The organism is Bacillus vallismortis, assembly GCF_040784915.1.
Lineage (GTDB): Bacteria > Bacillota > Bacilli > Bacillales > Bacillaceae > Bacillus > Bacillus subtilis_G.
Genome location: NZ_CP160797.1, coordinates 2,548,846 through 2,573,694, shown reverse-complemented (window position 1 = coordinate 2,573,694; position 24,849 = coordinate 2,548,846). Strand labels below are relative to the sequence as shown.

The window sequence follows — 24,849 nt, the reverse complement described above, 5'->3', positions numbered from 1 at the left end:
GGAGGCGGTAGATTGAAGCGTTTCCACTGGGCTTTAGTTCTGGCCGTGCTGATCATAGCAGGCCGTGCAGAATTGGTACAAGCAGCCGGTGATGCCGAACAAGCGGATGAACATGCTGAAACGGCTGAGCAATTAGCGGAAAGAACAGCGGCCTCACTTGAAACAGACAAGATCGGTGAATTTTGGAATGACATTATGACAGAATATGGCGGACTGCTGCCGGAAAGCCAAAAAGGCAGCTTAATTGAGTTTATCAATGGCGATAAATCATTTTCACCGCAAGAATGGCTGAAAGCTCTCTTTTCTTATTTGTTTCATGAAGTGCTAGCCAACGGCAAGCTGCTGGGCACATTAATTTTACTCACCATTTTTTGCGTCATCCTGCAGCTTCTGCAAAATGCGTTTCAGAAAAGCACCGTCAGCAAGGTCGCCTATTCAATTGTGTATATGGTGTTGATTATTCTTGCGCTGAACAGTTTTCATGTGGCAATCAATTATGCGACGGAGGCCATTCAGACGATGACTAGCTTTATATTGGCGCTCATTCCGCTCCTCTTGGCGCTTTTGGCTTCCTCAGGCGGAGCTGTATCTGCAGCTTTCTTTCATCCTGTTATCCTCTTTCTGATGAATACGAGCGGTCTATTAATTCAGAATATCGTCATGCCGCTGATTTTCTTATCAGCGATTCTAAGCATTGTCAGCACTATGACTGAACAATACAAAGTAACGCAGCTGGCCAACCTGCTCAGGAATATCGCCATCGGAGCACTGGCTGTGTTTCTCACCATCTTTCTCGGTGTTATTTCTGTTCAGGGAGCCTCAGCTGCAGTGACAGACGGCATTACGCTCAGAACGGCTAAATTTATAACCGGAAACTTTATTCCCGTTCTTGGCCGAATGTTTACAGACGCGACAGATACAGTGATCAGCGCTTCCTTATTGCTGAAAAATACCGTAGGGATTCTCGGTGTTGCTATTTTAATCTGTATCGCGGCCTTTCCGGCAATCAAAGTGCTTTCCCTCGCTTTTATTTATAAGCTGGCAGCCGCGATTCTTCAGCCGCTTGGAGGCGGACCCGTCATTACTTGCCTCGATGTCATCAGCAAAAGCGTCATTTATATTTTTGCAGCTCTCGCCATTGTGTCCCTCATGTTTTTTTTAAGCCTTACCGTCATCATCACAGCCGGAAACCTCACGATGATGATGAAATAAAGGAGGCTGGCGGATGAGTTTTCTAACTGAATGGCTTACCACCATCGTGTTGTTTATCCTATTTGCCATTGTGATTGATATGCTGCTGCCGAGCTCCAGCATGCAAAAGTACGCAAAAATGGTGGTCAGCCTGCTCTTGATTGTCGTCATGCTTACACCGATTTTCAAGCTTTTCAACACAGATCCTGAAGTCATCTTTGAATACCTCACAAAAAACAGGCAGTCAGAGTCTGCCGACATAAAAAATCAAATCAATTCAAAAAAAATAGAAATACAAGCTTCCCAGCGTGCATATATTTTAGAAGAAATGGCTGTCCAACTAAAAAAGAAAGCGGAGGAGAGATTCAGTCATGATGAATACAAAGTAGACCACATCAAACTCACGGCAGGAGAAAAGGTAGATTCAGAAGAGGATATTAAAACAATCAGCGTGTATATGGCCCCGTCTTCTGAAAACACGGTCCAAACGGTCGCGCCGGTTCGCATTGACACAGATGATGCGTATGCAACAAAAGAAGCAGCCGAACAAAAAGAAGCAAAACAGATCCAGTCACAGCTTGCGGACATTTGGGAGATCGAAAGTGAGAAAATTACGGTTCAAATGGAAGGCGGGGAGAGTGTCGGCAATGAATAAAAACGGATTATGGAATGTATTGAAAAAGCAGTTTCTTCCGGGGCAAACGAAGCACGGCGAAAAGCCGAAGTTGACCAAATATCATTACTTTCTGTTCGTTTTTGTTCTCGGAGTTTCCTTCATGCTCGTCAGCCATCTGTTTTCATCGCCGGAGAAAACGGAAAACGCCAAACCGATAACGGCGGTATCATCACAGGATACCGCAGCCGGCAAAGGGAAAACAGCCGAAGTGTTTAAAGCCTCAAAATCTGATGAACCTAAAAACTCGATCGATGATTATGAAAAAGAATACGAAAATCAGCTGAAAGAAATTCTTGAAACGATCATAGGTGTAGACGATGTCTCGGTTGTCGTGAATGTTGATGCAACGTCGCTGAAAGTATATGAAAAAAACAAATCAAACAAAAATACAACCACTGAAGAAACAGACAAAGAGGGCGGGACAAGAAGCGTCACAGACCAGACATCGGAAGAAGAAATTGTGATGATCAAAAACGGCGATAAAGAAACACCCGTCGTCGTCCAAACGAAAAAACCTGATATACGCGGTGTACTCGTTGTTGCTCAAGGAGTGGACAACGTTCAAATAAAACAAACGATTATTGAAGCGGTGACACGGGTCCTGGATGTTCCAAGCCACCGGGTTGCGGTTGCCCCTAAAAAAATAAAGGAGGATTCATAAATGCTCAAAAAACAAACCGTTTGGCTATTAACAATGCTCAGTCTTGTCGTGGTGTTAAGCGTCTACTATATCATGTCTCCGGAAAGCAAAAATGCCGTGCAAATGAAAAGTGAAAAAAATGCGTCTGACTCAGGAGAGGTCGCAACTGAAAAAGCGCCTGCCAAGCAAGACACGAAGGAAAAAAGCGGTCCGGAAACTGAAACAGAAACGGAAAAAGAAGATGGAACAAAGGGCACGAAAGATTCATCAGCAGACAAGGAAACATCCGCTGAAGCCAGTGAAAAAGGAACTGTGGTAACAGAAACAGCCGATGATGATTTGTTTACAACATACCGTCTAGATTTAGAAGATGCCAGAAGCAAAGAAAGAGAAGAGCTGAATGCCATAGTGTCAAGCGATGATGCGACAGCAAAGGAAAAGAGCGAAGCATATGATAAAATGACGGCTCTCAGTGAAGTGGAAGGAACAGAAAAACAGCTGGAAACCCTTATTAAAACACAAGGCTACAAAGACGCGCTCGTCAATGCTGAAGGAGACAAAATCAACATTACAGTCAAATCAGACAAACATTCTAAATCTAAGGCGACAGCCATCATAGACCTTGTGGCAAAAGAAATCAAAACAATGAAAGACGTCGCTGTCACATTTGAGCCATCCAAGTAAATAAGAGGAAAAATACGCCCGCTTAAGCAGCGGGCTTTTTGTGTGCCAATCATATTAGAGTTGAATTCAAAAGTCCGCTCCTGTAAGATAAACATAGTATGTACTTTTAGTAGTAACCTATAAAAAAAGACATTTTATACATAGGAGTGCGATTGAATGTTAAATATTAAAGAAATCCACGAGCTGATTAAAGCAATTGACGAGTCTGCAATTGATGAATTCGTATATGAAAATGAAGGTGTATCCTTAAAACTGAAAAAACATGAAGCAGGCACTGTTCAAGTGATGCAGCAGGCGCCGGCAGCACCAGTGCAGGCACAGGCTCCGCAGGCAGTTCAGCCGCAAGCGCAGCAAGCAGCGTCGGCACCTGCCCAAGAAGCACCGAAGCAAGATGAGAATCTGCATAAAATCACTTCACCAATGGTAGGAACGTTTTATGCGTCTTCATCACCTGAAGCTGGCCCATATGTAACAGCCGGTTCAAAAGTAAATGAAAACACAGTTGTCTGCATTGTAGAAGCGATGAAGCTTTTCAACGAAATTGAAGCGGAAGTAAAAGGTGAAATCGTTGAAGTGTTAGTAGAAAACGGCCAGCTGGTCGAATACGGACAACCTCTATTTCTTGTGAAAGCAGAGTAAGGAGACTTAACATGATTAAAAAGCTATTGATCGCCAACAGAGGAGAAATTGCTGTCAGAATCATCAGAGCCTGCAAAGAGCTCGGAGTTGAGACTGTCGCTGTTTATTCAGAAGCTGATAAAGATGCCCTTCATGTTCAAATGGCTGATGAAGCTTTTTGTATCGGGCCGAAAGCATCAAAAGACAGCTATTTAAATGTTACAAATATTGTGAGTGTTGCGAAGTTGACAGGAACGGATGCTATTCATCCGGGATATGGATTTTTAGCTGAAAATGCAGATTTCGCGGAATTATGTGAAGAAGTTAACGTCACATTTGTCGGTCCGAGCGCTGACGCCATTTCAAAAATGGGAACAAAAGACGTTGCGAGGGAAACGATGAAACAGGCCGGCGTGCCGATCGTGCCGGGTTCGCAAGGAATTATAGAAAATGTGGAAGAAGCGGTTTCACTTGCTAATGAAATTGGGTATCCTGTAATTATAAAAGCCACCGCAGGCGGAGGCGGAAAAGGAATCAGGGTTGCCCGCACCGAAGAGGAACTGATCAAAGGCATTAAGATTACACAGCAGGAAGCTGCAACAGCATTCGGAAATCCAGGTGTTTACATCGAAAAATACATAGAAGATTTTCGTCACGTTGAGATCCAAGTGCTTGCCGATAACCACGGAAATACCATCCATTTAGGTGAACGCGACTGCTCGATTCAAAGACGCCTGCAAAAGCTTTTGGAAGAAACACCATCTCCGGCGCTTGATTCAGAAATCAGGGAGCAGATGGGAGATGCAGCGGTTAAGGCTGCAAAAGCAGTTGGCTATTCAGGCGCGGGAACAGTTGAATTTATTTATGACTACAACGAACAGCGCTACTACTTTATGGAAATGAACACGAGAATCCAGGTGGAGCACCCAGTCACAGAAATGGTGACGGGAACAGATCTGATTAAGGAACAAATTAAAGTGGCATCAGGAATGGAACTGAGCCTTAACCAAGAAGATGTCGAATTCCAAGGCTGGGCGATCGAATGCCGAATCAACGCAGAAAATCCAAGTAAAAATTTCATGCCGTCTCCTGGTGAAATTAAAATGTACCTGCCTCCGGGCGGTCTTGGTGTCCGTGTAGATTCAGCTGCTTACCCGGGCTATTCCATTCCTCCGTACTATGACAGCATGATTGCAAAAGTGATCACATACGGAAAAACGAGAGATGAAGCGATTGCCCGCATGAAGCGCGCATTGAGCGAATTCGTCATTGAAGGCATTGAGACAACAATCCCATTCCACTTAAAACTGCTTGAACATGAAACATTTGTTGGCGGAGAGTTTAATACGAAATTTTTAGAAACATATGATGTAATGGGCTCATAATTTTTACGGAGGTGAATTGAATGAAAGACAACAGCTTGCTTAAAATGAATCAAGAAGATACGCATTTAGGTAAGGTTGAGATTGCACCGGAAGTCATCGAGGTCATTGCCGGCATAGCAGCTTCAGAAGTTGACGGTGTTGCCGAAATGCGCGGAAACTTTGCGACAGGTGTCGTCGAACGCTTCGGTAAAGTAAATCATGGCAAAGGTGTCAAAGTCGACCTGGCGGATGACGGCATTACGATCGATGTATACTGCGTCGTTACATTCGGCGTTTCGATTCCGAAAGTTGCAGCGTCCGTTCAGGAAAACATTCGTCAAACCTTATTAAATATGACGTCTCTTTCGATTAACGAGATCAATATTCATATCGTCGGCATTCAATTTGACACAAAAGCCCAGGAAGTCCAAATCGACGAAGAAATGTAAATGGCTTAACAAGAAACCAAGGGGAGGGCGGCCCTTTGGTTTTTTTACACGTTACCCCTTATTTCAAAGCATGAAGAAAGCCGGCTCAAGGCAGCCGAGTTTCTTCATGATCGTGAAATCCGAATGATCATATCAAGGTGTGTGAAAATATTCGGTAATAGGGTGAAAAAACCTTGATTTCAATATGCGGATACGAAAAAAATATGTTATGATCTCTTTATGGCTTAACGACAAGCGGATAAAGAGGATCAAAGGAGAAAGAAAATGAAAAGAAGAACAGCAAGAGAAAAAGCTTTGCAGGCACTATTTCAAATTGATGTCAGCGATATTGCAGTGAATGAAGCCATAGAACACGCATTGGATGAAGAAAAAACAGATCCTTTCTTTGAACAGCTTGTACACGGGGTATTGGAACACCAAGTCCAGCTTGATGAAATGATCTCCAATCATCTGGTGAATTGGAAGCTCGATCGGATTGCCAATGTTGACCGCGCGATTTTGCGTCTGGGAGCATATGAAATGGCGTATGCCGAAGACATTCCGGTGAATGTCTCTATGAACGAAGCGATTGAGCTGGCAAAACGGTTTGGTGATGACAAAGCGACAAAGTTTGTAAACGGGGTTCTTTCTAACATTAAATCTGATATTGAACAATCATAGGAGGAAAGAAAATGACTGCAACAATCATCGACGGAAAAGAAACGGCTAGAGAAAAACGCGAACAATTGGCAAAAGAGGTAGAAGAGCTTAAAAAGCAAGGCGTCACTCCCGGGCTCGCGGTTATTTTGATTGGAGATGATCCTGCTTCTCACTCTTACGTGCGAGGAAAGAAAAAAGCGGCTGAAACTATGGGAATGAATTTCAAGCTCGATCAATTCGACAGCAGTCTAACAGAAACGGAACTGCTTTCCATTATCGATCAATACAATCAAGACCCTGAGTTTCACGGCATCCTCGTTCAGCTCCCGCTTCCAGACCATATTTCTGAAAAAGCGGTGATCGAACGTATCTCTCCTGATAAAGATGTAGACGGTTTTCATCCGTTAAACGTAGGGAAAATGCTGCTTGGCGAAGATACGTTTCTTCCTTGCACGCCTCACGGAATTGTTGAGCTTTTGAAGAAAACCAATATCGACCTTTCCGGTAAAGAGGTTGTTGTAGTCGGCCGAAGCAATATTGTCGGCAAACCTGTCGGCCAGCTTTTATTAAATGAGAACGCGACGGTTACTTACTGTCATTCAAGAACAGAAAATATAACCGAACATACGAAAAAAGCGGACATCCTGGTGGTGGCAGTCGGCAGAGCCAATTTCATCAATGCAGATCAGATCAAAGAGGGCGCTGTTGTGATTGACGTCGGCGTTAACCGACTGGAAAGCGGAAAGCTTTGCGGAGACGTTGAATTTGAAGGAGCAAAGGAAAAAGCGTCCTTCATCACGCCAGTCCCTGGCGGAGTTGGTCCAATGACTATCACGATGCTTGCGCATAATACTGTTAAATCTGCGAAACGTACGTTATCATAGATAATTGGAGATGTTCACAGGCGGGAGATTTTGCCCGCCGTGAATATGAGCACGATACCCGCTTCTTCAGGCTCCTACAGCCAGGGCGGGTTTTCTTTAGTTATGGTGCAGGAATGCTTATGAGAGGAGTTTGAGACATGGGTGAAACAGCGTATGTTACCGTCTCAGCGCTGACAAAGTATATAAAACGAAAATTCGATGTAGATCCTCACCTTGAAAATATTTGGATTAAAGGCGAATTATCGAATGTAAAAATACATACAAGAGGCCACATTTATTTCACATTGAAAGACGAAAACGCCAGAATGCAGTCGGTGATGTTTGCAAGACAAAGCGAGCGTCTGCCGTTTAAACCTGAAAACGGCATGAAAGTGCTGGTCAGAGGGGGAATTTCCGTATATGAACCGAGCGGAAACTACCAATTATATGCCAAAGAAATGCAGCCTGACGGGGTCGGAGCGCTTTATTTAGCGTACGAAGAATTAAAAAAGAAGCTTGCCGGAGAAGGTTTATTTGACGACCGCTACAAAAAACAAATCCCCGCATTTCCAGCCACAATCGGGGTTGTGACATCTCCAACGGGTGCCGCTGTCAGAGACGTCATTACAACTCTAAAAAGAAGATATCCCCTTGTCAAAGTCATTGTTCTTCCAGCGCTCGTACAAGGCGAAAATGCGAGCAGATCCATCGTTACGCGCATTGAAGAGGCAAATGAAAAAGAGGTTTGCGACGTATTAATTGTTGGGAGAGGCGGCGGTTCGATAGAAGAACTGTGGGCATTTAATGAAGAAATTGTAGCACGCGCGATCTTTGCTTCTAACATTCCGGTTATATCGGCAGTCGGGCATGAAACGGACTTTACGATCAGTGATTTTGTCGCTGATATCAGAGCCGCGACGCCGACAGGAGCAGCTGAGATTGCCGTACCGCATACAACTGAATTAATCGAACGGACAAAAACAGCGGAAGTTAGAATGACAAGAGCAATGCAACAGCATCTCGGCCAGAAAAAAGAACGGATTCAAACGCTGCAATCCTCGTATGCCTTTCGTTTTCCAAAGCGGTTGTATGCCCAAAAAGAGCAGCAGTTTGACCTTGCCTATCAGCAGTTTCAATCACAGTTAACCGCTCTTTTAGATCGAAAAAGCAGACAGCTGGAGCGTGAAACGTACAGATTAGAAGCGCTGCACCCTCATGAACAGCTGAAGCAAGCGAGAACACGATATGAGGAACAGACAAATCAGCTGAGAAAAAATATGACTATCCAAATGAAACAGCTGCATTCCCAATTTCAGACGGTTCTTGGCAAGCTGAATGCGTTGAGCCCTCTTCAAGTGATGGAAAGAGGATACAGCTTGGCTTATAAAGAAGACGAACTCATTAAAAGTGTCAGTCAGATAGAAGAGAAGGACCAGCTTGAAGTCAAGCTGAAGGATGGCGTGCTGACCTGTGAAGTATTAGAAAAGAGAGGGGAAGAAAAATGACAGACGTGAAAAAAAATGAAAACATGACATTTGAAGAAGCGATGAAAGGGCTTGAGAGCATTGTATCAAAGCTTGAAGAGGGCGATGTGCCTTTAGAGCAAGCGATTAACTATTTCCAAGAAGGCATGGCTCTTTCAAAAATGTGCCACGAAAAGCTGCAAAAAGTCGAAAAACAAATGGACTTCATTTTAAAAGAAGACGGCGAACTGGCACCTTTTAGTGTTCAGGAGGAAGACGAAGGTGACAAATAAATTAACGGCTTTTCTGGCGGAGCGGAAAAAAACGATTGAAAATCAGCTTTCTGTCTATACAGAAAAGCTCGATATGCCGGATTCATTAAAAAAGTCTATGCTGTATTCCCTTGAGGCTGGCGGAAAGCGGCTGCGTCCTCTCATTGTACTGGCCGTTTTAAACGCATATGGGAAAAGTGAAAAGGACGGCATTCCGGTGGGGTGTGCTGTCGAAATGATTCACACGTATTCGTTAATTCACGACGACCTTCCTTGTATGGATGATGATGATTTACGCCGCGGGAAGCCGACAAACCATAAAGTGTTCGGTGAAGCGACAGCAGTATTAGCGGGTGACGGGCTGCTCACGGAAAGCTTTAAGCTGATCACCTCCCACTTGTCGGACGGGGTGTCAGCAGAAAAGCGCCTTCGGCTTGTGAATGAACTGATTTCAGCGGCAGGCACTGAAGGCATGGTCGGTGGACAAGTAGCTGATATGGAAGCGGAGAACCGCCAGGTCACGCTTGAAGAACTTGAATCCATTCATGAACGGAAAACCGCTAAGCTTCTCGGTTTTTGCGTTACCGCCGGTGCTATTTTGGCGGATGCGCCTGAAGAAGACATTGAAACACTGCGTACCTTCAGCAGCCATATTGGAATTGGTTTTCAAATCAGAGACGATATTTTAGATTTAGAAGGCAGTGAAGAGAAAATCGGCAAACGTGTCGGCTCGGATACAACAAACGACAAATCGACTTACCCGTCCCTTCTGTCACTGGAAGGGGCCAAACATAAATTGGATGTTCACATAAAAGAGGCGAAGCGTTTGATCGGCGGACTCTCTCTTCAAAAAGAGCTTTTATATGAGCTTTGTGATTTAATTGCGGCTAGAGATCACTAAACCGATCCTAATTTGAAGCGGCTGCACGAGATATGGTAAAATGTAAGCAGTTTATATGAAAAATGAAAGAGAAAAGCCCGTTTGTCTTTTTTTATGTCTGAGAACTGGCCATTGTCCAGCTCGGCATGCGGAAGACATGTATCATTGCAGAAATTCATGCTGAAAGTGAGTTGATCCGCTTTGGATCTTTTATCAATACAGGACCCGTCATTTTTAAAAAACAAGTCCATTGATGAATTAGAAAAATTAAGTGATGAAATCCGCCAATTTTTAATTACAACGTTATCCGCTTCCGGCGGCCATATCGGCCCAAACTTAGGTGTCGTAGAGCTTACTGTTGCGCTGCATAAGGAATTTAACAGCCCGAAAGACAAATTTCTGTGGGACGTAGGCCACCAGTCGTATGTCCACAAGCTGCTGACAGGACGCGGAAAAGAATTTGCGACGCTTCGCCAGTACAAAGGGCTTTGCGGATTCCCAAAGCGGAGTGAAAGCGAGCATGATGTTTGGGAAACAGGGCATAGCTCAACCTCTCTGTCAGGTGCGATGGGAATGGCAGCCGCGCGTGATATAAAAGGAACCGATGAATTTATTATTCCGATCATCGGTGACGGTGCGCTGACAGGCGGAATGGCGCTCGAAGCGCTGAACCACATCGGCGACGAGAAAAAAGACATGATTGTCATCCTAAATGATAATGAAATGAGTATTGCCCCGAATGTCGGAGCCATTCATTCTATGCTCGGACGGCTGCGCACTGCCGGAAAATACCAGTGGGTGAAAGATGAGCTCGAATACTTGTTTAAAAAGATCCCGGCAGTTGGGGGCAAACTTGCCGCCACGGCGGAACGCGTGAAAGACAGCCTGAAATACATGCTTGTCTCGGGCATGTTTTTTGAAGAGCTTGGTTTTACGTATTTAGGCCCGGTGGATGGACATTCTTACCATGAGTTGATTGAGAATCTTCAATATGCCAAAAAAACGAAAGGCCCTGTTCTCCTGCATGTCATCACAAAAAAAGGGAAGGGGTACAAACCGGCTGAGACCGATACGATCGGAACATGGCACGGTACCGGACCATATAAAATTAATACCGGTGACTTTGTAAAACCGAAAGCCGCAGCACCTTCATGGAGCGGTCTTGTCAGCGGGACTGTGCAGCGAATGGCGCGAGAGGACGGACGCATTGTAGCCATTACGCCGGCTATGCCTGTCGGCTCAAAGCTTGAAGGCTTCGCAAACGAATTCCCTGATCGCATGTTTGACGTAGGAATCGCCGAACAGCATGCGGCAACGATGGCTGCAGCTATGGCAATGCAGGGGATGAAGCCGTTTTTGGCGATTTATTCAACCTTCCTGCAAAGGGCATATGACCAAGTGGTTCATGACATCTGCCGCCAAAACGCCAATGTGTTTATTGGCATTGACCGTGCAGGGCTTGTGGGCGCTGACGGAGAGACACACCAAGGCGTGTTTGATATTGCATTTATGCGCCACATTCCAAACATGGTCTTAATGATGCCGAAAGATGAAAATGAAGGACAGCATATGGTTCATACAGCACTCAGCTATGACGAAGGCCCGATTGCGATGCGTTTTCCGCGCGGAAACGGACTCGGCGTAAAAATGGATGAACAGCTGAAAACGATTCCGATCGGCACGTGGGAAGTGTTGCGCCCGGGGAACGACGCAGTCATCTTAACATTTGGAACAACAATCGAAATGGCGCTTGAAGCAGCTGAAGAGCTGCAAAAAGAAGGCCTGTCCGTGCGCGTTGTCAATGCGCGTTTTATTAAGCCGATGGATGAAAAAATGATGAAGGATATCTTAAAAGAAGGCTTGCCGATTTTAACGATTGAAGAAGCGGTCTTAGAAGGCGGTTTCGGAAGCTCGATTTTAGAATTCGCTCATGATCAAGGTGAATTCCTTACACCGATTGACAGAATGGGTATCCCGGATCGGTTTATTGAACACGGAAGCGTAACGGCGCTCCTTGAAGAAATTGGACTAACAAAACAGCAGGCGGCAAACCGCATTAGATTACTGATGCCGCCGAAGACACACAAAGGAATTGGATCATGACGTCAAAGAAAGAACGATTAGATGTATTACTAGTAGAAAGAGGGTTGGCGGAAACGCGGGAAAAAGCCAAGAGAGCCATTATGGCGGGAATCGTCTATTCAAACGAAAACCGCTTGGACAAGGCTGGGGAAAAAATTGACCGCGATCTGCCGTTAACAGTCAAAGGAAACCCGCTGAAATATGTGAGCAGAGGCGGCTTAAAGCTTGAAAAAGCGCTGAAGGAGTTTCCCATCTCTGTTAAGGATAAAATCATGATTGATATTGGCTCCTCCACCGGCGGTTTTACGGACTGCGCTCTGCAAAACGGTGCTAAACAGTCATACGCGGTAGATGTAGGCTACAATCAGCTTGCGTGGAAGCTTAGACAGGATGAACGGGTCGTCGTGATGGAACGGACAAACTTCCGTTACGCAACACCGGCAGACTTTACAAAGGGCATGCCGGAGTTTGCTACGATTGACGTGTCCTTTATTTCACTGCGGCTTATCCTGCCTGTCCTCAAAACATTGCTTGTGCCTGGCAGTGACTGCATGGCTCTTGTTAAGCCGCAGTTTGAAGCGGGACGGGAATCCGTCGGCAAAAAAGGGATTGTCAGAGATCCTAAAGTACATGCTGATGTTCTCAAGCGTATGGTCAGTTTCTCTGCTGCTGAAGGCTATATCTGCAAAGGCCTGTCATTTTCTCCAATCACGGGAGGAGACGGAAATATTGAATTTCTCCTTCATTTGCATTGGCCGGGAGAGGGACAGGAAGGACAGGAGCTGTCAGAAGAAGAGATCAATCGCATTGTAGAAGAGGCACATAAGACGTTAAAAGAAAAAAAAGCAGATGTACCGGAATAATAGGGCGCTATTATTCCTTTTTTCTGCATTTATGTACATTTTGCAGAGAAACATATAACATAAAAGAACAGATAAGCTGGAAATAGAGGTGCTTACATGAACAAAGGCCAGAGGCATATTAAAATCAGAGAGATCATTACAAGCAATGAAATCGAAACGCAGGACGAATTGGTTGACATGCTGAAGCAGGATGGATACAAAGTGACGCAAGCCACGGTTTCACGCGATATTAAAGAGCTTCACCTAGTGAAAGTGCCTACGAATAACGGCTCTTACAAATACAGTCTTCCGGCAGACCAGCGTTTCAATCCGCTGTCCAAACTGAAGCGGGCACTGATGGACGCATTTGTGAAAATAGACTCAGCAAGCCATATGATTGTGCTCAAAACGATGCCCGGCAACGCCCAGGCAATCGGGGCGCTGATGGACAATTTGGACTGGGATGAAATAATGGGAACCATTTGCGGAGATGACACGATTTTAATGATTTGCCGGACTCCTGAAGATACAGACGGCGTAAAAAACAGGCTGCTTGAGCTGCTGTAATAGAAAATCTAACAAAGATAAAGAGGTGTAATGCTGTTTGTTAGCTGAACTATCCATTAAAAACTTTGCCATTATTGAGGAACTGACGGTTTCTTTTGAACGCGGGCTCACGGTTTTAACAGGAGAAACCGGAGCCGGCAAGTCCATCATCATAGATGCCATTTCTCTTTTAGTCGGAGGCCGCGGCTCATCCGAATTTGTCAGATATGGGGAGACAAAAGCCGAGCTTGAAGGGCTGTTTCTATTGGAGAGCGGCCATCCCGTTTTTGACGTATGCGCTGAGCAGGGAATTGACGTTTCTGACGAAATGATCATCATGAGAAGGGATATCAGCACGAGCGGAAAAAGCGTTTGCCGAGTTAATGGCAAGCTTGTCACGATTGCCTCGCTAAGAGAGATCGGCAGGCTTTTATTAGATATTCACGGGCAGCACGATAACCAGCTGTTAATGGAGGACGAAAATCACCTCCAGCTTTTGGACAAGTTTGCCGGAGCCGAAGCGGAAAGCGCGCTTCAAACGTATCAGGAAGGGTACCAGCGGTATATGAAGCTGCTTAAAAAGCTAAAGCAGCTTTCTGAAAGCGAACAGGAAATGGCCCACCGTCTTGATCTCATTCAATTTCAGCTCGAAGAAATCGAATCGGCTAAGCTCGAGCTTAATGAAGATGAGCAGCTTCAGGAAGAGCGCCAGCAAATTTCAAATTTTGAGAAGATATATGAATCGCTGCAAAATGCATATAACGCGCTTCGCAGCGAGCAGGGCGGACTGGACTGGGTCGGAATGGCATCAGCGCAGCTTGAAGATATATCCGATATTAACGAACCGCTGAAAAAACTGTCTGAAAATGTTTCGAACTCCTACTATCTTCTGGAGGACGCTACATTTCAGATGAGAAATATGCTGGATGAACTTGAATATGATCCGGAACGCCTGAACTATATTGAGACGCGCCTTAATGAAATCAAACAGCTGAAACGAAAATACGGTGCATCTGTTGAGGATATCTTGGAATACGCTTCTAAAATTGAAGAAGAGATTGACCAAATTGAAAACAGGGACAGCCATCTTCAAAGCGTGAAGAAGGAGCTTGACTCAGTCGGCAAAGATGTCGCAGTGGAAGCGGCAAATGTTTCAAAAATCCGCAAAGCATGGGCGAAAAAGCTGGCTGATGAGATTCATCGGGAATTAAAAAGCCTCTACATGGAAAAATCAACTTTTGATACGGAATTTAAGATCAGAACAGCGCCCCGAAATGAGGAGGCGCCGATTGTAAACGGCCAGCCTGTTCAGATGACTGAACAAGGGATTGATTTGGTGAAGTTTTTAATTTCAACCAATACAGGCGAACCGCTGAAATCCCTTTCGAAAGTCGCTTCCGGAGGAGAGCTGTCACGGGTGATGCTAGCTATTAAAAGCATTTTTTCCTCTCAACAGGATGTGACGTCGATTATATTCGATGAGGTTGATACCGGTGTAAGCGGCAGAGTCGCACAGGCAATCGCTGAGAAGATCCATAAAGTGTCAATAGGATCGCAAGTGCTGTGTATTACACACTTGCCTCAGGTGGCTGCCATGGCAGATACGCATCTTTATATTGCGAAGGAGTTAAAAGACGGCAGAACGACAACACATGTCAAGCCGCTGTCTAAGCAGGAAAAGGTAGCGGAAATCGGGCGTATGATTGCAGGAGTCGAAGTAACAGACTTAACGAAACGCCATGCAAAAGAACTTTTAAGACAAGCGGACCAAGTCAAAACAACGGGGTGAGCTGCGCGAAAAGCGCAGCTTATTTTTTTCACGCACATCCATTCGTTCATCAGTATATCCAATGTTTTTCTTTATATGACAGTTATAAATAAGGCGTCAGAAGGCAAAATTAAATGATGTAGCAGCAAGTCATAAAGAAGGTGTGGGATAGGAGCGAGGAGAGTGAAGTAGTAAATGCCCGATAACATCAGAAAAGCAGTAGGTTTAATTCTCCTTGTTTCGTTATTAAGTGTAGGTTTATGCAAACCGCTAAAAGAGTATTTACTGATTCCAACGCAAATGAGAGTATTTGAAACCCAAACACAAGCGATTGAAACGGGTTTATCGGTAAACGCTCATACACAAGAATCTTCAGAAGCGTTTACAGTAAAGAAAGACCCGCATGAAGTCAAGGTGACAGGCAAAAAATCAGGTGAATCAGAGTTAGTATACGATCTTGCAGGATTTCCAATCAAAAAAACAAAAGTAAAAGTTCTTCCTGATTTAAAAGTCATACCTGGCGGACAATCGATTGGTGTTAAACTTCATTCCGTCGGTGTTCTTGTCGTCGGATTTCATCAGATCAACACTAGTGAAGGTAAAAAATCCCCGGGAGAAACGGCCGGTATTGAAGCGGGCGACATCATTATTGAGATGAATGGACAGAAAATTGAAAAAATGAATGATGTGGCCCCATTTATTCAGAATGCCGGTAAAACCGGCGAATCTTTAGATTTGCTTATTAAACGTGATAAACAGAAAATCAAAACAAAGCTCATTCCGGAAAAGGATGAAGCAGAAGGCAAGTTCAGAATTGGGTTATATATCAGGGATTCTGCCGCTGGGATCGGCACTATGACCTTTTATGAACCGAAGTCAAAAAAATACGGAGCACTTGGCCACGTGATTTCCGATATGGACACAAAGAAACCGATTGTAGTGGAGAATGGCGAAATCGTTAAATCAACTGTAACATCAATTGAAAAAGGGACAGGCGGAAATCCGGGAGAAAAACTGGCGCGATTTTCCTCAGAACGCAAAACGATCGGGGATATTAACAGAAACAGCCCGTTTGGGATTTTCGGGACACTGCATCAGCCGATTCAAAACAAGATTTCAGATCAAGGACTGCCGGTTGCGTTTTCTACTGAAGTCAAAAAAGGCCCGGCTGAAATTTTAACGGTCATTAATGATGACAAGGTAGAAAAGTTTGATATTGAAATCGTCAGCACAACCCCGCAAAAATTCCCGGCAACAAAAGGAATGGTCTTGAAAATAACCGATCCGAGGCTATTAAAAGAAACAGGCGGCATCGTCCAGGGGATGAGCGGAAGCCCGATCATCCAAAATGGCAAAGTGATCGGCGCTGTCACCCATGTGTTTGTAAATGACCCGACAAGCGGCTACGGCGTTCATATTGAATGGATGCTGTCAGAAGCGGGAATTGATATTTACGGAAAAGAAAAAGCAAGCTGACTGCCGGAATTTCCGGCAGTTTTTTTGCTTTGATCCCTCTTCACTTCTCAGAATACATACGGTAAAATGTACAAAAGAAGATTTTTCGACAAATTCACGTTTCCTTATTTGTCAAATTTCATATTTAGTCGAAAAACGGAGAAAAACATAGAAAAACAAAGATATACCACTAATATTGGTTATGATGATTTTTTTAGAGGGTATATAGCGGTTTTGTCGAATGTAAACATGTAGCAAGGGTGAATCCTGTTAACTACATTTGGGGAGGAAGAAACGTGGAGAAAATTAAAGTTTGTGTTGCTGACGATAATCGAGAGCTGGTAAGCCTGTTGAGTGAATATATTGAAGGACAGGAAGACATGGAAGTCATCGGTGTTGCTTATAATGGACAGGAATGCCTGTCGTTGTTTAAAGAAAAAGATCCCGATGTGCTCGTATTAGATATTATTATGCCGCATTTGGACGGACTTGCGGTTTTAGAGCGGCTGAGGGAATCAGATCTGAAGAAACAGCCGAATGTCATTATGCTGACAGCCTTTGGACAGGAAGATGTCACGAAAAAGGCCGTCGATTTAGGCGCTTCTTACTTTATTCTCAAACCGTTTGATATGGAAAACCTTGTTGGACATATCCGCCAGGTCAGCGGGAATGCAAGCAGCGTGACGCATCGCGCGCCATCATCGCAAAGCAGCATTATACGCAGCAGCCAGCCTGAACCAAAGAAGAAAAATCTCGACGCGAGCATTACAAGCATTATCCATGAAATCGGCGTCCCAGCGCATATTAAAGGGTATCTCTATCTGCGCGAAGCAATCTCAATGGTATACAATGACATCGAATTGCTCGGCAGCATTACAAAAGTTCTCTATCCGGACATCGCCAAAAAATTCAACACAACCGCTAGCCGTGTAGAAAGAGCAATCCGCCACGCGATTGAAGTCGCATGGAGCAGAGGAAACATTGATTCCATTTCCTCGCTGTTCGGTTATACAGTCAGCATGACAAAAGCTAAGCCTACTAACAGCGAATTCATTGCGATGGTTGCGGATAAGCTGAGATTAGAACATAAGGCTTCTTAAGCATGAGAATATCAAGCGATGATTAAATCAAACGTCTTTTATTTATTGGTTCGCACTGATAAATAGGAGGCGTTTTGTTTTGGGGATATAATGATAGGAAGGATCTATTTTCCGCAAGGAGTGATGCATGTGTTTGAAAAGTATGGATTGTTCATTGCGCTATTTATTCTTGCGCTTTGCGTCAATTCGAACATCATTACAGAATCACGCATACTAGGCATCTTGATCGACTTTATCTCATTTACAGTCATGGTTTCTTGTGTTTTCTCTGCTTGGAGAATCAAAACCAAACAATCAGAATCAAATTGAAACCCATTCTCTGTAAAATCGTAAGTAAGGAAGCATACATGAACAAAGGAGACGTACGAATGAAAAAGAAAAAAGCAAGAAAGCGTGACGGGCTTCTCCTAGATTTGCTTCCAGAAGCAGCTGGCGAGCTCCTACCCTTGCTGTTTAGATGTTTACATAAACTATTTATTTAAAGTTGAAAAAAGACTGCCGAATCGTTTCGGCAGTCTCAACACATTAGTCTTTATAAGGCACCCAGCCAGGCGTGTTCACGATGGCTTGCCATAGCGGTTCAGGTAAATGATATTTTTCTTTATCTGTGCCTTTGATTACGGTTTCGATTTGTTTTTCCCGCCCTTCTTTTACTTTCACACTCCAGTCAGGGTCAACTAAAATTTCGCGTCCCATTGCGACTAGCGGAATGCCGCTTTCGATCACGGCCAGCGCGTCATCTGCGGAATGAATGGAACCGACGGCGATCAGCGGCACTTTGTTTCCGACACGTTCATTCAATAAGTCCATGCGTGTGCGATCCGGATCTGCACCGCGGCGTGCATTTGAGTTCACGTCCATCAGTGAGATATGAAGGTAATCCAATTCTTTATTCCCTAAAGCATCAACAAGCGTAAAGGTTTCAGCCATTGTTAATCCTGGTGTCTCAGGTTCTTCCGGAGACAAGCGGTAGCCCACTAAGAACGCGTCCTTCGCATGTTCTGCAATAGCTTTTTTCACTTCATCGACAATAGCAAGCGGGAAGGCTAACCGTTTTTCATCGCTTCCTCCCCAGCGGTCTGTGCGCTGATTGGTTTTCGGAGAATAAAACTGCTGGATCAAGTATCCGTTCGCGCCGTGAATTTCAACACCGTCAAAGCCGGCTTCAATGGCGCGTCTTGTCGCTTCTCCAAATGCCTTTACGATATTTTCCGTTTCTTCTTCTGTTAAAGCGCGGGCAATTTGCTTGCCGTTATCAAATACGTCACTTGGCGCTACGACATCTTGTTGCGGAACGAGCTCAGACGGGCATTCAATGCCGCCGTGGTGAATTTGCACAACGGCTTTAGCACCTTGCGCCTGAATGGCTTGCGCTAATTTTTTTAAACCTGAAATGTTCGAGTCATCATGTATGGACGGCTGCCCGGGAAATGCTTTTCCGTCCGGTGTGACGTTTGCGCAGGCTGTAATCACCATTCCCATCTCTTTTGAGCGGGGGATGATGTAGTCAAGCTCTGCTTCAGATATCGTACCGTCTTCATTAGAAGCGTAATGAGTCATTGGTGCTACTGTGATCCGGTTGTCGATTGTAACGCCGCTTTTAAACGTAAATGGTTCAAACAGCGGTTTATACTTAGGGTTCATTTGATCATCTTCCTTCGTTTGGATTCGCAAATATTCTAGCCTATATATAAAAATTAATGCAATTGATCTGCTTTACCGGCTGAATATCTTGAGTTACAGCGAGGTATTTTCTTCGCTCCTATTCGGGGTCCTTGAAGGTTTAAGTAAAGACCGCTGCAGCCAGAGGAGAACGAATTTTTCATGGCTTTAACTTCTGTAAAGAAATATTCTTTAAAAGGTTTTTGAAAAATGTGGAACCCTCATGCTGGTTTTCGCGTAATATCAGCAAAAGGCCGCGGATGTGATTGTCCAATGGCATTGATTCTTATTACGAACAGTAGATTGTGATACAGCCTTAATCCTAGAGTGGAAGCACTAAAAACAGTATAATGGAGAAAACAGGAAACTTTAGGGCTTGAGGTGAAACGATGACAAAGATTTTTGCCCATCGGGGGGCATCTGGCCAATTTCCCGAAAATACAATGCTAGCCTTTGAAAAAGGAATTGAAGCCGGAGCGGAGGGGATAGAGCTTGATGTGCAGCTGTCAAAAGACGGACGTATTGTTGTGATCCATGATGAAAGGCTTGACCGGACGACATCGCTCAAAGGATTCGTGAAGGATACAGCGTATGATGTGATAAAGACTGCGAATGCGGCTGCTGGTCACGGTCGAACATACAGTGATGTCCAAGTGCCGCTGCTAGAAGACGTTCTCTCGTGGGCGGAAAAAAAGGATTTCCTTATTAACATTGAATTAAAAAACAGTGTGATCCGATATGAAGGCATGGAAGAAAAGTTGCTGGAGTCAGTGAAGCGATTCAAAATAGAGGAAAGAGTGATCCTGTCCACATTTAACCATGAAAGCTTGGCGCTATGCGGACGGCTCGCTCCCCATATTGAACGGGCGGTGTTGACTTCAGATGTGCTTTATCAGGCTGACCGGTATATCACATCGATTCCGGCTTCCGGCTATCACCCTAAGCTGAACAGCCCGGGGACCGCAGATGAAGTACTGAAAAAAATGAGGAACAGTTCGATCAAGGTAAGGCCGTATACAGTCAATCGGCCGGAAGATATGAAGTGTCTCTTTGAAGCGGGGGTAGACGGCATTTTCACCGATTTTCCTGCAAAGGCTTTGGCATTGCTGAAAAATAAATAGTTGTTTTAGAAGGAGGCTGTTGGCGCAGCCTTCTTTTTTCATTCATTCAAGCCCGTTACAAAGCATACATTCATAGAAGACAACTAGAAATTGTAAGCGCTGTCTATCTTCTGAATGAGGTGAAACCATGAGGAATACAGTCATTGTAAGTGCCGCAAGAACACCATTTGGCAAGTTCGGCGGAGCGTTGAAAGAGGTGAAAGCTGCGGAGCTTGGAGGCATTGCGATGAAGGAGGCGTTGCATCGCGCTGGCGTCTCTGGAGACGAGGTTGAAGGAACTGTCATGGGCATGGTTGTCCAAGCCGGCTCAGGGCAGATACCCTCCCGGCAAGCTGCCCGTTTGGCTGGAATGCCTTGGCATGTGCCGTCAGAAACGCTGAATAAAGTCTGCGCATCCGGACTGCGCGCTGTCACCTTATGTGATCAAATGATTCGGGCGCAAGATGCGGACATTCTTGTTGCCGGGGGAATGGAAAGCATGAGTAATATTCCGTATGCCGTCCCCGCCGGGCGCTGGGGAGCACGGATGGGAGACGGCGAGCTTAGGGACTTAATGGTTTATGACGGGTTAATGTGCGCGTTTGACGAGGTGCATATGGCTGTTCACGGAAATACAGCGGCCAAGGAATATGGAATCTCACGCGGGGATCAGGATGAATGGGCGCTAAGAAGTCATGCGCGGGCAGCTAAGGCTGCCGATAAAGGAAAGTTTCAAGATGAAATGGTTCCCGTCAGCTGGATCGGACGAAAAGGTAAAACAAACATTGTTGACAAAGATGAAGCGATTCGCCGTGACACAAGTCTGGATCAACTTGCGAAACTTTCACCGATTTATACAAGTGACGGTTCTGTCACAGCCGGCAATGCTCCCGGGGTCAATGACGGAGCTGGCGCGTTTGTGCTGATGTCTGAGGACAAAGCTGCTGAACTTGGCACACCGCCTCTGGCTACCATTCTTGGTTTTTCGACGATGGGAATGCAAGCGCACGAGCTGGCGGCAGCCCCGGGATTTGCAATCAACAAGCTGCTGAAAAAGAACGGTTTAACCATTCAAGATATTGACTTGTTTGAAATAAATGAAGCGTTTGCTTCTGTTGTTTTGACATGTGAAAAAATCGTCGGTTTCGATCTTGAAAAAGTAAATGTGAATGGCGGTGCGATCGCGCTCGGCCACCCGATCGGTGCAAGCGGAGCAAGAATTCTCATGACGCTTGTTTATGAATTAAAGCGCCGGGGAGGGGGGCTGGGCGTTGCCGCCATTTGCAGCGGTGCGGCTCAGGGAGATGCTGTCTTAGTGCATGTTCATTAAAACAATGACGAAAAAGGGGATTTAAATGGAGATGAAACATATCATGGTGGCCGGTGCAGGACAGATGGGAAGCGGGATCGCTCAAACAGCTGCCGACGCAGGCTTTGATGTGAGGATGTACGATGTGAACCCAGAGGCTGCGGAGGCAGGATTGAAACGGTTGAAGAAACAGCTGACCCGTGATGTTGAGAAAGGGAGAAAGACCGAAGCGGAAATGAAGGGTATAATTAGCCGCATTTCGCTTTCTCAAACGCTTGAGGAGGCAAAACACGCGGACATTGTGATTGAAGCTATCGCAGAAAACATGGCGGCGAAAACCGAAATGTTTAACACACTTGATCACATATGCCCGCCTCATACGATTTTGGCCAGCAATACATCTTCCTTGCCTATTACAGAAATCGCTGCTGTGACAAACCGGCCTGAACGAGTCATTGGCATGCATTTTATGAATCCTGTCCCTGTGATGAAGCTGGTTGAAGTGATTCGCGGCTTGGCTACATCAGAGGAAACGGCCTTAGATGTTATGGGATTAGCGGAAAAGATGGGGAAAACACCGGTAGAAGTCAATGATTTTCCGGGGTTTGTTTCCAACCGCGTGCTTCTTCCGATGATTAATGAAGCCATCTATTGCGTGTATGAGGGGGTGGCGAAGCCCGAGGCAATAGACGAGGTGATGAAGCTGGGTATGAACCATCCCATGGGACCGCTTAGACTAGCGGATTTTATCGGGCTTGATACGTGTTTAGCGATTATGGAAGTTCTTCATTCCGGCCTTGGCGATTCCAAGTATCGTCCTTGTCCGCTGCTTCGTAAATACGTCAAAGCGGGTTGGCTCGGCAAAAAGAGCGGACGCGGCTTTTATCAATATGTGGAGAGGACTTTCTGAAGTTCATTTCATTTCATCCGGGGGTGGCGAGTTGCATGAAACCCAAGAGCAAGTCATGATGCGAAAAATGGTGCGTGATTTTGCCCGAAAAGAAATTGCTCCCGCTGCGAAAATCATGGAGGAAACGGACGAATTTCCGTTTCAGCTCATCAAAAAAATGGGTGAACACGGCCTGATGGGAATACCGGTGCCGGAACGATACGGCGGCGCTGGGGCGGATGTTATTTCTTATATTTTGGCGATTCATGAGATTTCTAAAATCAGCGCGGCTGTCGGTGTCATTCTTTCCGTTCATACCTCGGTCGGCACAAATCCTATTTTTTACTTTGGAAACGAAAAACAGAAGAGTAAATATATCCCGAAGCTCGCTTCAGGAGACCATTTGGGCGCATTTGCACTGACGGAGCCTCTTTCAGGGTCGGATGCAGGGAGCCTTCGCACGACAGCCATCAAAAAGAACGGCAAATACCTATTAAACGGATCAAAAATGTTTATTACGAACGGCGGAGCCGCCGATGTCTATATCACGTTTGCTTTAACAGCTCCGGATCAAGGCAGGCACGGGATTTCCGCTTTTATCGTTGAAAAAAATACATCCGGTTTTACCGTTGGAAAAAAAGAAAGAAAGCTGGGGCTCTATGGCTCCAATACTACGGAATTGATTTTTGACAATGCAGAAGTGCCTGAAGAAAATTTGCTTGGCAAAGAGGGAGATGGCTTTACCATCGCCATGGCGAATTTAAATGTCGGCCGCATCGGCATTGCGGCACAGGCGCTCGGAATTGCAGAGGCGGCTCTGGAACATGCCGTTGCTTACGCGAAGCAGCGGGTGCAATTTGGAAGGCCTATCGCAGCCAATCAAGGCATATCATTTAAGCTGGCTGACATGGCGACAAGGGCAGAGGCGGCAAGGCATCTTGTCTACCACGCCGCAGACCTTCATAACCGCGGCTTGGCCTGTGAAAAAGAAGCGTCTATGGCTAAACAATTTTCTTCAGATTCTGCGGTGAAGGCGGCGTTAGACGCCGTCCAAATTTACGGGGGATATGGCTATATGAAGGATTACCCGGTTGAGCGGCTGCTTCGCGATGCAAAGGTGACGCAAATCTATGAAGGAACGAACGAGATTCAAAGACTGATTATTTCCAAGCATCTGCTTGGTTAAATCCGATCGACAAAAACGCAAAACGGAGGTTGAGGATATGCAGGAGAAAAAGCTTTATTCTCCGGGTTTGGACGGTGTGGTTGCGGCAGAAACTCAAATTTCTTATCTTGACACCCAGTCCAGCCAGATTTTGATACGAGGCTATGATTTAATCGATCTTTCTAAAACAAAAAGCTATCTGGAGCTTATCCATTTATTGCTGGAGGGCAGGCTGCCGGAAGAAAGTGAAACGGGAAAGCTGGAAAGAAACATAAACAGCGCATCAGACCTGCCGGCAGATCATCTCCGTCTCCTTGAACTGCTCCCTGAGCACACTCATCCGATGGATAGTCTGCGGACCGGACTGTCTGCTCTTGCCGGCTATGACCGGCAAATTGATGATCGTTCTCCTTCCGCTAACAAAGAACGCGCCTATCAGCTTCTGGGGAAAATGCCTGTCCTCACTGCTGCCAGCTATAGGATCATCAATAAGAAAGAGCCGATTCTTCCGCTTAAAACCCTATCCTACAGTGCGAATTTTTTATATATGATGACTGGGAAATTGCCGTCCTCACTGGAAGAACGCATTTTTGACCGGTCCCTCATCCTGTACAGTGAACATGAAATGCCGAATTCAACCTTTACTGCCAGAGTCATCGCTTCTACACATTCAGATCTTTATGGCGCTTTGACAGGAGCTGTAGCCTCTCTGAAAGGGAATCTTCACGGAGGAGCAAACGAAGCCGTAATGTATATGCTTTTGGAGGCGAAAACACCGTCTGATTTTGAGCAGCTTCTGCAATCAAAACTGCAAAGAAAAGAAAAAATTATGGGATTCGGCCACCGAGTGTATATGAAAAAAATGGACCCGAGAGCACTCATGATGAAAGAGGCGCTGCAGCAATTATGCGATAAAGCCGGCGACCATCGTTTATATGAGATGTGTGAAGCAGGCGAGCGGCTGATGGAGAAGGAAAAAGGGCTTTACCCGAATTTGGATTACTACGCTGCCCCGGTGTATTGGATGCTCGGCATACCGATACCTTTGTATACGCCTGTCTTTTTCAGTGCGAGAACATCCGGTTTATGCGCCCACGTGATCGAACAGCATTCCAATAACCGTCTCTTTCGTCCACGTGTCAGTTATTTGGGCCCGCGGTATCAGGCCGAATCTTAAATCATGAAAGGAACT

Annotated in this window: 25 protein-coding genes; 24 read left to right on the top strand and 1 reads right to left on the bottom strand. The window is 45.4% G+C overall.

Features of this window, described 5'->3' with window-relative positions; genetic code table 11:
- Positions 1 to 12 precede the first annotated feature (12 nt).
- The 19 genes from spoIIIAE to ABZM97_RS12410 all read left to right on the top strand — a co-directional run bounded on the left by spoIIIAE (position 13) and on the right by ABZM97_RS12410 (position 17,841).
- Positions 13 to 1,212 carry a stage III sporulation protein AE gene (gene spoIIIAE / locus ABZM97_RS12500; protein ID WP_087990680.1) on the top strand — a complete coding sequence of 400 codons (1,200 nt, stop codon included), beginning with the start codon at positions 13 to 15 and terminating at the stop codon, positions 1,210 to 1,212.
- A gap of 13 nt (positions 1,213 to 1,225) precedes the next feature.
- Positions 1,226 to 1,846: a stage III sporulation protein AF gene (gene spoIIIAF, locus ABZM97_RS12495; protein ID WP_087990679.1), complete on the top strand. Its 621-nt coding sequence runs from the start codon at positions 1,226 to 1,228 to the stop codon at positions 1,844 to 1,846.
- The gene (spoIIIAG, locus tag ABZM97_RS12490; RefSeq protein WP_087990678.1) at positions 1,839 to 2,528 is read left to right on the top strand and encodes a stage III sporulation protein AG; all 690 of its coding nucleotides are present in this window, start codon (positions 1,839 to 1,841) and stop codon (positions 2,526 to 2,528) included. The genes spoIIIAF and spoIIIAG overlap by 8 nt, the downstream gene beginning before the upstream one ends.
- Positions 2,529 to 3,191 carry a stage III sporulation ratchet engulfment protein SpoIIIAH gene (gene spoIIIAH / locus ABZM97_RS12485; protein WP_087990677.1) on the top strand — a complete coding sequence of 221 codons (663 nt, stop codon included), beginning with the start codon at positions 2,529 to 2,531 and terminating at the stop codon, positions 3,189 to 3,191. It begins immediately after the preceding gene.
- 156 nt (positions 3,192 to 3,347) lie between these two features.
- On the top strand, positions 3,348 to 3,830 hold the full coding sequence (gene accB / locus ABZM97_RS12480; protein ID WP_087990676.1) for an acetyl-CoA carboxylase biotin carboxyl carrier protein: 483 nt from the start codon (positions 3,348 to 3,350) through the stop codon (positions 3,828 to 3,830).
- A gap of 11 nt (positions 3,831 to 3,841) precedes the next feature.
- Complete coding sequence (gene accC / locus ABZM97_RS12475; protein ID WP_333517098.1) at positions 3,842 to 5,194, top strand: acetyl-CoA carboxylase biotin carboxylase subunit; 1,353 nt, start codon at positions 3,842 to 3,844, stop codon at positions 5,192 to 5,194.
- A 20-nt stretch (positions 5,195 to 5,214) separates the two neighbouring features.
- A complete protein-coding gene (gene yqhY, locus ABZM97_RS12470; RefSeq protein ID WP_010328286.1) occupies positions 5,215 to 5,622 on the top strand; it encodes a fatty acid biosynthesis protein YqhY in 408 nt (135 codons plus the stop codon).
- 264 nt (positions 5,623 to 5,886) lie between these two features.
- Positions 5,887 to 6,282 (top strand): transcription antitermination factor NusB, encoded by a 396-nt coding sequence (gene nusB / locus ABZM97_RS12465; RefSeq protein ID WP_087990674.1) that lies wholly within the window; start codon positions 5,887 to 5,889, stop codon positions 6,280 to 6,282.
- 11 nt (positions 6,283 to 6,293) lie between these two features.
- Positions 6,294 to 7,145: a bifunctional methylenetetrahydrofolate dehydrogenase/methenyltetrahydrofolate cyclohydrolase FolD gene (folD, locus tag ABZM97_RS12460; RefSeq protein WP_087990673.1), complete on the top strand. Its 852-nt coding sequence runs from the start codon at positions 6,294 to 6,296 to the stop codon at positions 7,143 to 7,145.
- Between the two features lie 137 nt (positions 7,146 to 7,282).
- A complete protein-coding gene (gene xseA, locus ABZM97_RS12455) occupies positions 7,283 to 8,629 on the top strand; it encodes an exodeoxyribonuclease VII large subunit (protein ID WP_087990672.1) in 1,347 nt (448 codons plus the stop codon).
- A complete protein-coding gene (locus ABZM97_RS12450; RefSeq protein ID WP_003226409.1) occupies positions 8,626 to 8,880 on the top strand; it encodes an exodeoxyribonuclease VII small subunit in 255 nt (84 codons plus the stop codon). Before xseA ends, ABZM97_RS12450 begins: the two co-directional genes overlap by 4 nt.
- Positions 8,870 to 9,760 carry a polyprenyl synthetase family protein gene (locus ABZM97_RS12445; protein ID WP_202327220.1) on the top strand — a complete coding sequence of 297 codons (891 nt, stop codon included), beginning with the start codon at positions 8,870 to 8,872 and terminating at the stop codon, positions 9,758 to 9,760. Before ABZM97_RS12450 ends, ABZM97_RS12445 begins: the two co-directional genes overlap by 11 nt.
- 180 nt (positions 9,761 to 9,940) lie before the next feature.
- Entirely contained in the window at positions 9,941 to 11,842 is a 1,902-nt protein-coding gene (gene dxs, locus ABZM97_RS12440; protein ID WP_087990669.1) for a 1-deoxy-D-xylulose-5-phosphate synthase, read from the top strand.
- The gene (locus ABZM97_RS12435) at positions 11,839 to 12,684 is read left to right on the top strand and encodes a TlyA family RNA methyltransferase (protein WP_087990668.1); all 846 of its coding nucleotides are present in this window, start codon (positions 11,839 to 11,841) and stop codon (positions 12,682 to 12,684) included. Before dxs ends, ABZM97_RS12435 begins: the two co-directional genes overlap by 4 nt.
- A 96-nt stretch (positions 12,685 to 12,780) precedes the next feature.
- Positions 12,781 to 13,230: an arginine repressor ArgR gene (gene argR, locus ABZM97_RS12430; RefSeq protein ID WP_087990667.1), complete on the top strand. Its 450-nt coding sequence runs from the start codon at positions 12,781 to 12,783 to the stop codon at positions 13,228 to 13,230.
- Between the two features lie 37 nt (positions 13,231 to 13,267).
- Entirely contained in the window at positions 13,268 to 14,998 is a 1,731-nt protein-coding gene (gene recN, locus ABZM97_RS12425; RefSeq protein ID WP_087990666.1) for a DNA repair protein RecN, read from the top strand.
- A 174-nt stretch (positions 14,999 to 15,172) separates the two neighbouring features.
- Positions 15,173 to 16,453, top strand: a complete 1,281-nt coding sequence (spoIVB, locus tag ABZM97_RS12420; protein WP_202327226.1) for a SpoIVB peptidase — start codon at positions 15,173 to 15,175, stop codon at positions 16,451 to 16,453.
- A gap of 275 nt (positions 16,454 to 16,728) precedes the next feature.
- The gene (gene spo0A, locus ABZM97_RS12415; RefSeq protein ID WP_003226427.1) at positions 16,729 to 17,532 is read left to right on the top strand and encodes a sporulation transcription factor Spo0A; all 804 of its coding nucleotides are present in this window, start codon (positions 16,729 to 16,731) and stop codon (positions 17,530 to 17,532) included.
- 129 nt (positions 17,533 to 17,661) lie between these two features.
- On the top strand, positions 17,662 to 17,841 hold the full coding sequence (locus tag ABZM97_RS12410) for a hypothetical protein (RefSeq protein WP_087990814.1): 180 nt from the start codon (positions 17,662 to 17,664) through the stop codon (positions 17,839 to 17,841).
- A gap of 216 nt (positions 17,842 to 18,057) precedes the next feature.
- On the opposite strand, the gene ABZM97_RS12405 is transcribed toward ABZM97_RS12410, so the two are convergent.
- Complete coding sequence (locus ABZM97_RS12405) at positions 18,058 to 19,176, bottom strand: NADH-dependent flavin oxidoreductase (RefSeq protein WP_087990664.1); 1,119 nt, start codon at positions 19,174 to 19,176, stop codon at positions 18,058 to 18,060.
- Positions 19,177 to 19,583: 407 nt separating this feature from the next.
- Between ABZM97_RS12405 and ABZM97_RS12400 the strand changes: the two genes are divergently transcribed.
- The 5 genes from ABZM97_RS12400 to mmgD all read left to right on the top strand — a co-directional run bounded on the left by ABZM97_RS12400 (position 19,584) and on the right by mmgD (position 24,834).
- Positions 19,584 to 20,315: a glycerophosphodiester phosphodiesterase gene (locus ABZM97_RS12400; RefSeq protein ID WP_087990663.1), complete on the top strand. Its 732-nt coding sequence runs from the start codon at positions 19,584 to 19,586 to the stop codon at positions 20,313 to 20,315.
- A gap of 127 nt (positions 20,316 to 20,442) precedes the next feature.
- Entirely contained in the window at positions 20,443 to 21,624 is a 1,182-nt protein-coding gene (locus tag ABZM97_RS12395) for an acetyl-CoA C-acetyltransferase (RefSeq protein ID WP_087990662.1), read from the top strand.
- Positions 21,625 to 21,649: 25 nt separating this feature from the next.
- Positions 21,650 to 22,513 (top strand): 3-hydroxybutyryl-CoA dehydrogenase, encoded by an 864-nt coding sequence (locus ABZM97_RS12390; RefSeq protein WP_087990661.1) that lies wholly within the window; start codon positions 21,650 to 21,652, stop codon positions 22,511 to 22,513.
- Positions 22,514 to 22,544: 31 nt separating this feature from the next.
- Entirely contained in the window at positions 22,545 to 23,678 is a 1,134-nt protein-coding gene (locus ABZM97_RS12385) for an acyl-CoA dehydrogenase (protein ID WP_087990660.1), read from the top strand.
- A gap of 37 nt (positions 23,679 to 23,715) precedes the next feature.
- Entirely contained in the window at positions 23,716 to 24,834 is a 1,119-nt protein-coding gene (gene mmgD / locus ABZM97_RS12380; protein ID WP_367386866.1) for a citrate synthase, read from the top strand.
- Positions 24,835 to 24,849 lie beyond the last annotated feature (15 nt).